The following is a 13,906-nucleotide window of genomic DNA, read 5'->3' as shown; positions in this document are numbered from 1 at the left end:
CAAGCGACCCGATGACCAGAGGAGCATCCCATGGAATGGATCATGATCGTGTTCTGGCTGTGCGCTGTACTGGTGGTCTACCACCATGTCGGCTATCCCCTGCTGCTCAAATTCGGTGGTCGGCAGGCGCGCAAGGTAGCCAATCCGCCCCGCCCTCTGGATCGAGGGTTCAAAACAGACGCCACTGATGAGGCACTGCCGACCATCACCCTGCTGATGCCGGTTTATAACGAGGCGGCGACCATCGCGGCCAAGCTGCAAAACCTCGCCAGCCTCGATTACCCCGCCGACAAGCTGTGGGTGCATGTGCATTTCGACGGTTGCAGCGACAACAGTTACCCCATTGCGCTAAGCCAGCTCGGTGATCCCGCCCTGCAGCAGTTGCAGATCAGGCTGTTTGATCACCCCCGCAATCGCGGCAAGGTCGCCGTGCTCAACGAGGCCATGACACGGGTGCACAGCGATCTGGTAGCCCTCACCGATGTCTCGGCCCTGCTGCCCATCGACAGCCTGCTGCTGGCGGTCGCCCATTTTGCCGATCCCAAGGTAGGGGTGGTCGGGGAAGCATACCGGTTCTGGCAACCGGGCTCCCAGGGCGAGGAGAGTTACTGGCACTATCAAAGCCAGATCAAGCTCTGCGAATCGGCCCTTGGCGGCATGCTGGGTGCCCACGGTGCCTTTTATATGATGCGCCGGGAGTGCCTCACCCCGCTGGCCGCCGATACCATCAACGACGATTTCATCCTGCCGATGCAGGCCATCGCCAAGGGGTATCGCGCTGTCTATGACAATCGCTGCGCCGCACTGGAGCTGGAAGTTTCCGATGCCGCGCTGGAGGCGACACGGCGCAAGCGGATCGGGGCTGGCAACACCCAGCAGCTGCTGCGGTTGCTGCCCCTGCTGCACCCCAAGTTCGGCTGGGTTGCCTTCAACTTTGCCAGTGGCAAGGGGCTGCGGGTGTTGATGCCGCTCTGCCTGACCCTGCTTTGGCTCTGCGCCATCCCGCTGGCCACTCAATCCCTGCTGTTTCAACTGCTGCTGGGGCTGCAACTGCTGGGGTATCTGCTGGTCATCTTGATCCAGCTGACCCCTGTGCACCCCTGGCCCAATCTGTTTCGCAAAATCCACTATCTGGTACTCGGACACTGGTACAACGGCATGGGCACCCTGCGCTACTGCCTGCGCGCCCCCATACGTTTCATGTCACAGGAGAAAGCCGTATGACACACCCCATTCCAAGATTGACCCTGGTGGTCAAACGCAGCATGGATCTGCTCGGTGCCACTCTTGGCCTGCTGCTGACGCTGCCACTGTGGCCGCTGATCATGCTGGCCATCCGGCTCGATAGCCCGGGGCCTGTGTTCTTTCGTCAGCTGCGGATCGGGCGCAGCCACGCCACCCATACCGAGCTCTTTTTCATGATCAAGTTTCGCACCATGCGCGCCGACGCCGAGGCGGCCACCGGGCCGGTCTGGTGTGGCAAGGGGGACAGCCGGATCACCCGCAGCGGCGACTTTCTGCGCAAAACCCGGCTCGATGAGCTGCCGCAGTTTATCAATGTGCTCAAAGGGGAGATGTCGCTGATCGGCCCCCGTCCGGAGCGACCCGGGATCGCCAATCGGCTGGAAGATGCGGTGCCGTACTTTATCGAACGCACCTATGAAGTAGCCCCCGGTATTACCGGTCTGGCCCAGGTCAATCAGGGTTACGACGAGTCGCTCGATGATGTGCGCAGCAAGCTGGCGTTCGACCTGGCCTACTCGGTTGCCCTGCTCCACCCCTGGCGCTGGCTGGTGCAGGATGTGCATATCATTGGCAAGACGATCGCCATCATGGTTGGCAAGAAGGGGCGCTAATCCCGCCAAGCTCAGCCACACCTCGAGACCATCAGGCCATTGCCACTGCAATGGCCTTTTTTATGGCGCATCTTTGTGGCACGTCGCGTTGATCATCGAGAAGCCAGCGATCTGATCGCCATCATCTGGCCCCATCCATCCAAAGGCCTGATGCCAGTTTGACCAACAGCAGAAACCCGAGCGTTGCGTGATCACAGAAGCAATCCGTCCCCTGCAACCCCTAACACCGGCACATAAAAAAAACGAGTAGCCAGCGGCCACTCGTTTTGGCAGTTTTCCCTTGGTGATTCAGGCGCCGTAGACGGCCAGAATATCGGTCACTCTGTTGTTGACACTATACCCTCGGGCGATGGTGTTGCGGGCCGCCTGACTCATTTTGCTGCGCACCACCCCATCGCAGCGCAGCCAGTAGTTGACCAGCTCCGCCATATCCCGCACATGGCCGGGCTCCACCAGCCAGCCATTGGATTTGTGGTCGATCAGATTGACCAGCCCCCCCACCGCAAAGGTACAAACCGGTATGCCGTGAGCCATCGCCTCCAGGGCCACCAGCGGCAACCCTTCAAAGCGGGAGGTGATGCAGAGCAGGTCGATGTTGTGCCACTCATTGGCCATGTTCTGGAAACCATGAAGCTGGACGCGATCACCATACTGCTGCAACAAGGCACTTTTCATGGGGCCATCCCCGTAGAGATGAAACGCCCCGTCTGGGCAGAAGGCGGCGAGCTGACAGAACGCCTCCGGCCCCTTTTCCGGCGAGAGGCGTCCGACAAAGGCAATCCGGTTGCCAGTTACCGCAGCAGGCGTCGCAGGCATGGGGACAAAGTTGCTGATCACCGTGCTCGGCACAGGCAATTTGCGAGCGATAGGCTCGCTCACTGCAATACACTTCGCAAAACGCGCTGTGGTGCGATCCAGCCAGCTGTAAAACTTCAGCAAACCCTCCCCGTCATCCCCGCTGTGAAAGGTCGAAACTACCGATTTACCGGTGAACCAGGCTGTCAACCGCCCCAGCACCCCGGCCTTGTAGCCGTGGGTGTGGATCAGCACAGAAGCAGGCTGGCGGGCCAGACGGCGCATAAAATCGCGGCTGTTTTGGCACACCTCATAGGGCAAGCCCTGTTGTTTGAGCAGGGTCGTAAAGGGGGTCATGCCGTGGTTGCTCACCAGCACTATGGTGGGGCGAAATCCCCTGGCCAGCAGATCGTTGGCCAAGTGGATAATGTGAACTTCTATTCCACCGACCTGACGCGCATCGATGGCCAGCCAGATCTGCTGCATGGGTAACATAGGCACCTCCTCCCGTGGCTCCATGCCACCTGAAATGAGGCGTTGCATAGAGCGGGCCAGTCAGGCATGGATCAGGCGCCGGGACAGGCGACCAGCAGGAGGGTCATGTCATCGAGGGCGGCATCATTGATCCGCTCATCAAACCAGCGGGCAATGCGATGAGCCAGTTGCTCAAGACCGGGCCCCGAGGTCAGGCAGATCTCCTTGAGCTGCGCCTCCCAGCGCTGGCGCTCTGCGGCATCACGGCTATCGAGCAGGCCGTCGGTCCAGAACAGCAGGATCTCGCCGGGCTTGAGCTGACGCTCATTGGTCACGAAGTGGGGATCCGGGCGCAAACCGGGCAAGGGGCCGGTCACGCCGACCTGTCGGATAGTACCGGGCCCGACCAGCCAGGGCGCAGGGTGGCCCGCGCTGGCCCACTGCACCCGCCCCTCGTTGCCGAGCTCAATACAGAGGGTGGTGAGCAGGGTCGCCCCCAATAATGGATCACTGTGAACCGCATTGGACAAGATGGTCAGCAAACGGGCGGGGGCGCGCTCCAGATCGTGTGCCGTCAGCAAACCGCGCAGATAACCGGCATAGGCATGGGCAAAGAACTTGGCTTCTGCATCGTGGCCCATCACATCCCCGAGCCACAGCACCCGATCCTTGACCAGCAGAAAGTCCCCGCCCCCCACTGTGGCCGCACGGGTTTGCAACGCCAGCTGGTATCCCCCTATGGAGGTGGCGGGCAATAACGGGCGCAGCGCCGAGGTCATGCGCTGATCCAGCTGCTCGCCCCATTGCGACTTGAGCTGCTGCGAGCGTTGCAGCACCCGCGAAACCGCCAGCAACAGGTCCTGCTTGGTGATGGGTTTGACCAGAAAGTCATCGATCCCCAGTGCCCCCGCCCGACTCTGGGTCCACTGATCCTGATGACCGGTCAGGAAGATAAAGGGCACCCCCTTCATATTGGGATCCTTCATCAACTGCTGGCGCAGGCCAAAGCCATCGATCCCCTCCATCTCGATATCGGAGAGCACCAGCGCGGGGGGGTGCTTTCCAAGCGCCAGCAGGGCGGCATGGGAGTCGGCATAACTTTCAACCCGGTAGTGCTCATGGAGATAGGCGGTGAGCAGGGCACGCATCACCTTGTCATCGTCGATCACCGCGAGCACCGGCAGCTGGTTGACCGGGCCCTGCTGGCAAAGAGTCACGCGATTGCGCTCACCGTCGCGAGAGAAGTGCACCTCGGCAAACAGCTGGTGCACCAGCGCCAGTCCGTATCCCCCCTCCTGCAACTCATCGGGTAACGGCGCACTGGCAAGACCGGGTTGCGGACCGCCATCATCCTCCAGTATCAGACTCAAACCCGTTTCATCCTCTTTCAGCGTGAGCCAGAGCCTGGTCGCGGGAGGAGCTGTGTGCTTGACACTATTGGTGGCCAGCTCACTGAAACAGAGCAGCCAGTTGGCTTGATCCTTTGGGGAGACCTGAAACAGGGAGAGTCCCTGCGCCAGCCGGTTGCGCAGTTCGCGCACCGACTGCAGGGTTGCCGGAGCAGATCGCAACCAGTCATCCATATCGGGCCTCCATCAGCGGGCGATCAGATCCGGAAATTGAGCAAGGCACTGCGCCGGCACCAGCGCTTGAGCCATTCGGTCACCCGGTTACTGGGCAGCCGGTTGAGTTCGCGCAGGATCTCGCTGGCCAGCCCCGGGTTGAGTTTGTCGTTATAGACAGCGCCAATCAGATTGGCCTCGGCACGGGTCAGTTTATCCACCGCACTTTGTACCACCGTCGTCGGCGTCACTCCCGCCAGCACCACCAGCAGTGCCCCTTCACAGGCCCCACACACCTGATCGGCCGGAATATTACCCCGATTGAGGGCAGTGAGCGGTGAGGTATCGAAGATCACCACGTCGTAATGCTCCAGCCAGCGAACCAGCAGCTGACGCAAGGTATCCTTGTTACGAAAAGCCATCAGATCCTTGCCCGGAGCCGGGAGCAGCGACAACGACCGACCAGTGGCCACCGGCTCGGGCACATCATTGGGCCCCCAGGCAACCGCCGTGGCGCGGCCGGGATGATAGAGGTTGAGATCCACCAGCAGGGTGCGCAGCCCATCCGCCTCCGAGCGCCTTGCCAGCGCATCGCAGATGGAGCTCACCCCCTCCCCCCCTTCCGACGAGGTGACCGCCAGAGAGCGGATCCCCCGGGCGACCGTCGCCGCGTAGAGGGATTCGAGCTCCAGATATTGAATGGGGATGCTCATATCAAAGCGTCCCGACCAGGGCCACCACCGAGATCGTGGTCAGGATGTCGCGCATGCCATCCATGAAGATGGCCCAGTTGCTGCTTTTGCTGTCAGGGATAAAGACGGTGTCCCCTGCACGCAGCACCGGCAACTGGCTAAAGTCGGGCTCTTTGGCAAAGCCGTCGAGATCGAAGCTGCGGGCCTGATCCCCCTGACCACTGGTGGCCATGTTGATCACCACAATCTTCTTGATATAGGCGCTGCTGGTCGGGCCCCCCGCCTCGGCCAGCAGATCCAGCAGGGTCATGGAGGAGTCAAAGCGGTAGCGCCCAGGGCGGGCAATCGCCCCCAACACCCGAATGGTGTTCTCCTTGGGCTCATCGAGCCAGGGACGATTCTTCTCCGGCAGGTAGATGGAGTCGCCGGGCAGCACCTTGGGCAGCAAGGTTTCATCGCCGGTTTCAAAGTAGAGGGCAAGGTCGAGCTTGCTGACCCGCGCCGTGCTGCCACTGCGATGGGCGATGCGCACATTGCGCAGATCCGCCGCCGCAGTCGGACCATCGGCGGCCGACAGGATGTCGATAAAGCCCATCTGCTCATTGAAGGCATAGCGACCGGGGGCCCCGACCTGACCGAAGATATAGATGGAACTGTCCGGTGACTGGCGCACCCACTGGGATTTGTTGTCACTGGGATCGGTGGGCAGCTCGGGGATCATGATGGTGAATCCGGCCCGGATCTTCGGCAGGCTGGCCAGCGCCCCGCCCTGATGAAGGAACTTGTCGAGATCAAACAGGGTTGGCGTGGCCTGCCCCCCTTCGGCGGTCAGGATCTGCACCTTGGCGATATCGGCCCGCTCGCTGGGGCCACCGGCGTGGGCGATCAGATCCAGCAGCGACATTTCGTCAGACCATTCATAACGGCCCGGGATCCGCACCGCCCCCATCACCATCACCGCCCGCCCGGGGGCCACCTTCAACCAGGACTTCTCGTTGATATCGGTCTTTTCCGGCACAAAGATGGCATCACCGGGTTTGACTTGGGGCAGCGCCTTTTGCATCCCCTCGGTATAGGCCTGCAAGTCGATGGGTTCGATCGTGCCATCGGTGCGCAGCAAACGGATCTGGCGACTCTCGGCATAGCGGGTCGGGCCGCCGGCATTGGCCAGAATATCGAGGAAGGAGTCCCCTTCCCGCCCCTCATAGGCGCCGGGTTTGAACACCTCGCCCATGATGTAGATGGTACGTGCCCCCCGTTTTATCTGCTCTTCATCCTTGGGCACGAAGATGGTGGCGCCCGGCGCCAGATTGGGCAGCAGCTTGTTGTTGCCGGAGTCGAGATAGGCTTTGAGATCGAACAGTTCGGGGGCATCACCATTGATCACCCGGATCCGCTCCACCCCGGCAAAACGGGTCACCCCACCGGCTCGCATCAGCAGATCCACGATGGAGTTGCCACTCTTGAAACTGAAGGCGCCGGGGCTGTTGACCTCGCCAAACACCTTGATCGCCTTGCCGGTATCCCCATCCCCGCCTGCCGCCAGGGTTGCCGCATCAAAATCAATCTGCACGTTGCCGATCAAAGGGGATGCTGGCACGAACACCACATCGAGGGATTGCAATGGCGGCAACACGCTGGCATCGCCGGTATCGAGATAACGCTTGTAGTCGAAGCTAGATACCGTGCTGCCGCGCCGCACCTGCATGTTGTTGAGCTGGGCACCGGGCACCAGACCGCCAGCGGCATCGAGGGCCATCTGCACGTTGCCATCGGGCGCCAGATCATAACTGCCGGGTTTTTTGACATAGCCCATCACGCTGATCAGCAGCCGCTTCTCCAGCAAGGTGACGGTCAATTGAGAGAGGTTGTTGTAAACAGGTTTGAGGGCGGTGCGGATCAGCTCATCCGCCTGTTGCAGGGTCTTCCCCCCCACCACGACGTTGCCAACTTCAGGCAGTGCAATCTCCCCCTGCTTGTTGATCTGGAAAGGCTGATCAAAAGCAGGCTCACCGGGTTGCACTATGGCCAACCGATCACCGGGAGCCAACAAGGTGGAGGCCAGTAACGGGCAGGTGAACAACAGCAAGAGAACACAGATCAATCCTTCGAGAGCGCCCCGTTTCATAGACATCCTTTTCGTCTGTTACGTCTGCCCCCATTGGCGTAAGGGGAGCCCTGACCAATCAGCACGACAGCCATCCGCTGTTGTCTGTTGCAGCCGCAAACGTACTTGTTGTAGTGATTGTGCCAACACGGTCTGACGCCAGGCTACATCCGACCAGAGCCGTCCGTGCATATCCCGTTCGATATCAATACGTTGAGATTGTAGTCGTTTCAACTCGGCAGGCATACACCCCTGCAGACTCGCTTGCTTTAATTCCGTCAGCTGCAAGTCGAGTTCCTTCTGACGCTCATCATAACGAGACCAGACCCGCCGTTCATCCTCATTGACCGGAATACGGGTGGGTCTTGCCTCGGCCATGCCGCCATATCCCTCCGGCGGCCACTGCGCGCAACCCGACAGCAGAATGGACGAGAGCAGGATACCAAAGCGTTTCATGATGCAGCGGCCATCATGCCACGGGAACGCATATAGGCCTTGATGCTCTCATGGCAGGGGATCACCCGGTCGATATGCAGCATTTCCAGCAGGTCATGGGGTTGACCGGGTCCGCAGACAAGGGCCATCTGATGCCCGTTCATAATCAATCTTTTATAGAGAAATACCAAGGCTCCGATCCCCGATGAGTCGATAAAATGAACATCGCTGATATCGGCCAGGATATCTCCCGGGTGGGTCGAGAGGGTTTCAAACAACGGGCGGAGCTCACTGACGGCCATCGCGTCAAACTCGTTTTCCAGTACCACTACCTGGATATCATTAAGGGTGTAAGTCATGCTTTCCATCGCTAGCTCCTTGTCGATTCTCAGACTATTTGCTGTCACGGCATTCAGCACGTTGCAAATGTTATGCCGGGCAGTGCCACGGCTCTTGTTCTCCAAATGATACTCTTTGCGCCTTATTCACCGACACCCACTCCTCGTTTTGATTGCCAAATTGCAATTAACCTCCCCCGCACGTTGCAAACTGCAATTCACCTGGGCCGAGATCGCCCGATAACAGGCTAAATGACTGATAATTCAAGCCCATTACACCGGGCCCGATTATTGCTTGCCCTTAGACACAGCTCACAAGCCACCGTTGGCCCGGCACCCATGCCGCCATTTTCCAGGAAGGAGAGATCATGAAAGCAGGCCTTTACATCGCACCACTGCTGGTAGCCCTTTGCGGCACCGCATACGCAGCCCCCACCCCTGACAGTGCCGTATTGAAGGTTGAAGGCGCCATCAGCAGCCCCACTCATCAGGCTCTGGCCCTGTGGGACAGCGCCATGCTGGATCAACTACCGGTACACGAAATCAAAACCCATACCCCCTGGTATGACGAAGCCAAGACCTTTCGCGGCCCGCTGCTGCAAGATGTATTGGCCAAGGTCGGGGCAACCGGCAAACAGCTCACCATTACCGCGCTCAATGACTACTCGGTACAGGTGCCGACAAGCGATGCCGAGCAGTATCGGGTCATCCTCGCCCGCACGATCAATGGCAAGCCACTGTCGGTGCGTGACAAAGGGCCGCTGTTCCTTGTCTATCCGTTCGATCAATATCCCGAACTGCAAAACAAGCTCTATTACGGTCGGGCTATCTGGCAGATCAGTGCGATAAAAGTGGAGTAGATCCCATCATGCGTTCCATGGCGGCCAGTCAACGTTTCTTGTTTGTGGTGCTTTGTGTGCTGCTCCTAGCCTTTGCCGGTATTGGTACCATTCAGTACCGGCAATTTCAGGATCTGCAGCGCAGTACCAGCCAGGGCGAAGACAACGTGATGTGGAACTATTTCCAGCTCTATAACGAAGCGCTGCGTTTTCAAAGCTCGCTGCTCCATGAGTCGCAACCGACCTTCCAGCTCAGATACGATATTCTGGTCAGCCGCATGGATCTGGTGCTGGAGAGCAAGGATCGCAGCCTGCTTCAGCAAACAGAGATCTACCAGCAGGCAAGCAAAGCCATTCGATCCTACATCTCTCTGGCGGATATCTGGCTCGGCCCGGAAGCCACCAAGCCGCTCGACAATCTTGCCCATCAGGAGCTGCGCCAACAGCTTGCCTCCCTGCTCCCCCTGCTCCATCAGCTGACTCTGGAGGTGAACCAGCAGGCGACCCTGTTTGATGTGGCGCGTCGCGACAGCGTGAGGGAGCAGATCATCACGACGACACTCATCGCGACCCTGCAATTTGCGCTGCTCTTTGTGCTCGCCCTGCTGATCTGGCGGCAAATGAATATCTCGTTTCTGCAACACAAACTGATGCAGCAGCTCAATGACAAACTGCTGCGGGCAAATCAGGCGGCAGAGGCAGGCACAAGAGCCAAAAGCAGCTTTTTGGCCAACATGAGCCATGAAATTCGCACCCCCATGAATGGCATTCTCGGCATGCTCTCACTGCTGGCCGACCGGGATATGGATCCGAGGGAGCGAGACTATCTGGAGACGGCGCGCGAATCGGCAAACCATCTGCTCGGTCTGCTTAACGACATTCTGGATGTATCCAAGCTGGAAGAGGGCAAGATCGAGCTGCAACTGGCCCCCCATCACTTGCCCCAGTTGCTGGAGGATATCCGGGCCCTGATGCAGAGCAACTGCGATGCAAAAGGGATCAAACTGACCCTGGCTGTTGCCCCCGATACGCCGGAGTGGTTGATGATCGACCCGCTGAGGGTGCGCCAAATTCTCTTCAACCTGGTGAGCAATGCCATCAAGTTCACCCATCAGGGGGAAGTAAAGATCCATGTTGATAGCACCCTGTTGGAGCAGGATCGCCACTCGATACGCATCTCGATCCAGGACACCGGTATCGGCATGAGCAAAAGTCAGCTAAAGAACCTGTTTCAACGTTTCGCCCAGGCGGATGTCTCGATCACCCGCCAATATGGCGGATCGGGCCTGGGACTTGAAATATCCCGTAACCTCGCACGCCTGATGGGCGGCGATATCTCGGTAGAGAGCAGCGAGGGACATGGTAGTACCTTTACCTATATCTGGCCCGCCAGAGCCACGACCCCCTCGATTGTTTGCCTGCCGTCCAAGCCGCTGGATCAGGAGAGCTATCGCATCTTGCTGGTTGATGACAATGCCACCAACCGCAAGGTGATCGGCGCCATGCTCGACTCCGTGGGCCATCAGGTCACACTGGCCGTTCAGGGAGAAGAGGCGCTGGAGAAACTGGGTCACACCGAATTTGATCTGGTGTTGATGGATGTCCAGATGCCAGTGATGGATGGCCTGGTGGCCACCACCCGGATCCGCACCTCCCAGATGCCTTGGGCAGATATCCCCATCATCGCCCTGACGGCGGATGCGATGCCGGAATCCAAGCAATACTATCTTTCCCATGGCATGAACGGGTATATCACCAAGCCCATCAATAAAGAGACGCTGCTAAGCGAGATAAACAGACATATTTCCCATGGGCGGCTCAAATACAACGCAGCCATGCGTGTCACCAAACAATAAAACCTTGGATTCCGGGCTATTGATTGCTCATGTGGGGCAACATTGACGCCTGCAGGCAACTGAATGGGCTTGGGTCTGGAACCCACGCAGGCAAGCCGCTTCGCAACAGCTGCACGGGCCGTCGGCTTGTCTCGGGTATGCAGGGATTTTTGGATCTCTTTGCGGCGACCACAGGGGAGCATGGTGACTTTCCGGTAATACCGGATGCCGTGGGGACTGAGCCAGAGATTCATCGATGAGCTCCTCGTCGTCCACACAAAGTGGATGACCAAGGGCTTTAGGAAGCTAACTTATTGAATTGCAGAAACAAGTGGTGGCCCTACCAGCTTGCTTATTCCACTATAAGACGAACTTAGTGCCTTCAACATGGATAAAATCAACACGTTACAGAGCCACTATACCACATTGTGTGACAGTTTTCAGGCTAAAACTGAGCCAACAAAGGCACCAAAAACAGCCTTTATAGTATCAATCGTTAACTCTACACCACGTTCATTAGCAAACTTAGTCAGCTTTTGTGGCATCCCAACAGGTCTGAGAGTGTCGAGTAGGTCGTGCCCTTGCATGGTTAGCATTGGCCTCTTACAGCTATACAACCAATGCCCATGCGAATGTGATACAGATACCCCCTCAATCAAGTCTGCATCAATTAGCAATTTAATGTGTCCACATAGCAGATCGTCACTAAGCAATTGGCCTTGAGATGTCTGTATTCTCTGTTCATTTGCTCCTCTACCTGAAATGAGTGCAAGTAGATCCTTTTCCTCTTCTACTGCCAATAAAACAGACCTGATTACGTCCCAATCTCGCTTCATGCAACTCCCCTTGTAAAAGTGCCCCGCCGAAGCGGGACATAGTTCTTCACTTTTTGCTCTGAGACAGTACCGAACCTGCAAGGATCTTAGTCAGCTCACTGTACTTATCACTTTCAAGTACCTTCGCTGCCTTTGTCTCCATAGTAGAACCAGTATCTTTGCTAGTCCCTGTCTGAGACAACGCTGACCCAGCAAGCTGTTTCTGAACCTTTGACGCATTAGGATCACGCAAGACACTAGCGGCCAATGAGCCTACATCAGGAGAAGTTTTCTTCGTCATGTTTAAATCCTCAAAAAATCCAGACAAACCACTACATATTGTGCCAATAATCGACACAAGCACAACATATAGCATCCAGATGCATTTAGCAAACGTTTTGCTGGTGGTTTTATCATCAGCGCCATCACACCCCTGCAAGCCTTACGTGGTGCGACTTGAGCCAACAATGGCTAAACACGGTCAATTTATGTGGTGTTAGACAATATCCACTTTTCAACCCCCTAATGGTTTCACAAGTTACAAAAGTACCCTCTCATGGGGGAATTGACGTGCCACAAGCGAGCTACAGACGTGCTACAAAACCGAATAGTTATTGAATGAACAATATGGTTGTACCCCACAACTTTATGAGGTATTCACTTGTTAGAGATAACAAGAAGAAGCAAGGACATTGCTGGATGTATAGTGGCTCATTGAGCCACCCTGATTGCACTGTGTCACACATAGACAGACAAACAGCAATAACAACAATGGTTTACAGTATGTTTAGTGGCACACATGGATTGATAGAGGGATCGTGCAGGAGAAGAAGCAGGACAGAACAGGCTGAAAGCCATGAATGATGGGTGATTGTGGATAAGTCTGTTGTTGTGGATAACAATTGCCGTAAGGCGCTATTGCATAATTTATTGATTATTTATGCTTATGATATTTTAAAGTCATTCGAGCAAATTGTTTTGGGGAGGGTTCCACTGTCAAATAGATAAAATCAATAGCTGAATTAAAATCTTTTTTTCGGTATATAAAAGGCTTACAGAGGCCATATTTAACACCAATTTATAATTTGCTGTATCGCCAGAAGGATATTTATTGTTACAACCATATTTGGCTCAAGCCTTATATATCAAGGGTTACAGAGGGGTTTGGGGTGTATTGTGTAAATATGGTATGTGCTAAATCAACACAAACAGACTCAATTGGAAATTTCATAATAAATCGAATTTAATTGATAATATTGGCTTTTTAAAGTTTTAATAGACATAAACCATAATAATAAAAAGCCATCCAAGCGAATGGCTCTAACACAAAAACCTAGCTGCATCACTGCATGAAACTGTAGTGTTGGCTATTTTGAATTACCATGGCGTTATATTTTTCAAGCACGGAAATATAATTTAAAAACAAAGTGTCTTTAGGGAGAAGTTTAGTCTCTGATTCAAGACTCAAAGTAAACATAGGCTGATACTCTGATTCGTAAACTATATTTGATGTCAGTTTTAGTTCCATGTCCTTCGTAAAGGATAATTTTTCCAAAGTTAATTTTTTATTTTCATCCGTTATGGATTTGTTTTCCTTATCAATCATCCCCTGAACTTTTTCTTTTACTAAAGAAACGATATCAGATGTAGACCCCTCGACTTGGAAAAATGTTTCTCCATCAGAAACTACAGTAAAAATAACAGTTGTTCGTTCTGAGTTCACTTGTCCCAGCCGTACAAATCCCTTACTTGTTCCAAGAACATTTGTACTTTGTATTAATGAATTTATGTCTTTAGCATTCAGTATTACTGAGGCTAACACTATGCATCCACCTATAACATAACTCGATCTCATAAATCCCCCTATAAAAGTGATACAATAATATCATTGCTCCAAAAGGTGTCAATTGGGTTTAAAAGTAAAAGGCCACCTTTCGGCAGCCTTTAAGAGAGATTTTGTTACTGATTATTTTTCGTATTTATATCTGAACTGGCCTCGTGTTAAGCCGAGAAGTTTAGCTAGAGCTGACAGACTTAGAACATTCTTTATGTCATCTAACCGTGTGGTTTTCTGCCTTACTTCCCAACCCGTTGGACCCAACTCTTCAATTGTGACTCTTATCATCCTGACCCCACATAAAATTTAGATAGATAAGGG

At 55.3% G+C, this 13,906-nt stretch carries 13 protein-coding genes; 4 read left to right on the top strand and 9 right to left on the bottom strand.

Translation table 11 applies throughout. The features are described 5' to 3' along the window. Positions 1 to 30: 30 nt before the first annotated feature. Positions 31 to 1,224, top strand: coding sequence for a glycosyltransferase family 2 protein (locus tag G5193_RS02005; RefSeq protein WP_005360133.1), 1,194 nt, complete (start codon positions 31 to 33; stop codon positions 1,222 to 1,224). Beyond that, a complete protein-coding gene (locus G5193_RS02000; protein ID WP_005333398.1) occupies positions 1,221 to 1,856 on the top strand; it encodes a sugar transferase in 636 nt (211 codons plus the stop codon). The genes G5193_RS02005 and G5193_RS02000 overlap by 4 nt, the downstream gene beginning before the upstream one ends. Before the next feature lie 288 nt (positions 1,857 to 2,144). Here G5193_RS02000 and G5193_RS01995 read toward each other — a convergent pair whose 3' ends face one another. From G5193_RS01995 to G5193_RS01970, 6 genes are all read right to left on the bottom strand, one after another. Then, positions 2,145 to 3,146: a glycosyltransferase family 4 protein gene (locus tag G5193_RS01995; protein ID WP_421204819.1), complete on the bottom strand. Its 1,002-nt coding sequence runs from the start codon at positions 3,144 to 3,146 to the stop codon at positions 2,145 to 2,147. A 71-nt stretch (positions 3,147 to 3,217) separates the two neighbouring features. Beyond that, positions 3,218 to 4,708, bottom strand: coding sequence for a SpoIIE family protein phosphatase (locus G5193_RS01990; RefSeq protein WP_421204818.1), 1,491 nt, complete (start codon positions 4,706 to 4,708; stop codon positions 3,218 to 3,220). A gap of 23 nt (positions 4,709 to 4,731) precedes the next feature. After that, entirely contained in the window at positions 4,732 to 5,400 is a 669-nt protein-coding gene (locus G5193_RS01985; protein ID WP_005360129.1) for a tyrosine-protein kinase family protein, read from the bottom strand. A gap of 1 nt (position 5,401) precedes the next feature. Next, the gene (locus tag G5193_RS01980) at positions 5,402 to 7,507 is read right to left on the bottom strand and encodes an SLBB domain-containing protein (protein ID WP_042052831.1); all 2,106 of its coding nucleotides are present in this window, start codon (positions 7,505 to 7,507) and stop codon (positions 5,402 to 5,404) included. A gap of 18 nt (positions 7,508 to 7,525) precedes the next feature. After that, positions 7,526 to 7,942 carry a hypothetical protein gene (locus tag G5193_RS01975; RefSeq protein WP_005351415.1) on the bottom strand — a complete coding sequence of 139 codons (417 nt, stop codon included), beginning with the start codon at positions 7,940 to 7,942 and terminating at the stop codon, positions 7,526 to 7,528. After that, complete coding sequence (locus G5193_RS01970; protein WP_005333409.1) at positions 7,939 to 8,289, bottom strand: STAS domain-containing protein; 351 nt, start codon at positions 8,287 to 8,289, stop codon at positions 7,939 to 7,941. The genes G5193_RS01975 and G5193_RS01970 overlap by 4 nt, the downstream gene beginning before the upstream one ends. A gap of 338 nt (positions 8,290 to 8,627) precedes the next feature. On the opposite strand from G5193_RS01970, the gene G5193_RS01965 reads away from it, so the two are divergent. Next, a complete protein-coding gene (locus tag G5193_RS01965) occupies positions 8,628 to 9,119 on the top strand; it encodes a molybdopterin-dependent oxidoreductase (RefSeq protein ID WP_164536933.1) in 492 nt (163 codons plus the stop codon). Between the two features lie 8 nt (positions 9,120 to 9,127). Beyond that, on the top strand, positions 9,128 to 10,954 hold the full coding sequence (locus tag G5193_RS01960; protein ID WP_100653888.1) for an ATP-binding protein: 1,827 nt from the start codon (positions 9,128 to 9,130) through the stop codon (positions 10,952 to 10,954). 419 nt (positions 10,955 to 11,373) lie between these two features. On the opposite strand, the gene G5193_RS01955 is transcribed toward G5193_RS01960, so the two are convergent. The 3 genes from G5193_RS01955 to G5193_RS01945 form a co-directional block, all read right to left on the bottom strand. Further along, positions 11,374 to 11,769 (bottom strand): DUF2513 domain-containing protein, encoded by a 396-nt coding sequence (locus G5193_RS01955; RefSeq protein WP_421204817.1) that lies wholly within the window; start codon positions 11,767 to 11,769, stop codon positions 11,374 to 11,376. 46 nt (positions 11,770 to 11,815) lie between these two features. After that, entirely contained in the window at positions 11,816 to 12,049 is a 234-nt protein-coding gene (locus tag G5193_RS01950; RefSeq protein ID WP_421204816.1) for a hypothetical protein, read from the bottom strand. 1,041 nt (positions 12,050 to 13,090) lie between these two features. Then, the gene (locus G5193_RS01945; RefSeq protein ID WP_376901131.1) at positions 13,091 to 13,570 is read right to left on the bottom strand and encodes a hypothetical protein; all 480 of its coding nucleotides are present in this window, start codon (positions 13,568 to 13,570) and stop codon (positions 13,091 to 13,093) included. Positions 13,571 to 13,906: the final 336 nt, after the last annotated feature.

The organism is Aeromonas sp. 601027, assembly GCF_049174455.1.
GTDB classification, from domain to species: Bacteria; Pseudomonadota; Gammaproteobacteria; order Enterobacterales; family Aeromonadaceae; genus Aeromonas; species Aeromonas veronii_A.
This window is presented reverse-complemented; position numbering and strand designations above follow the sequence as displayed.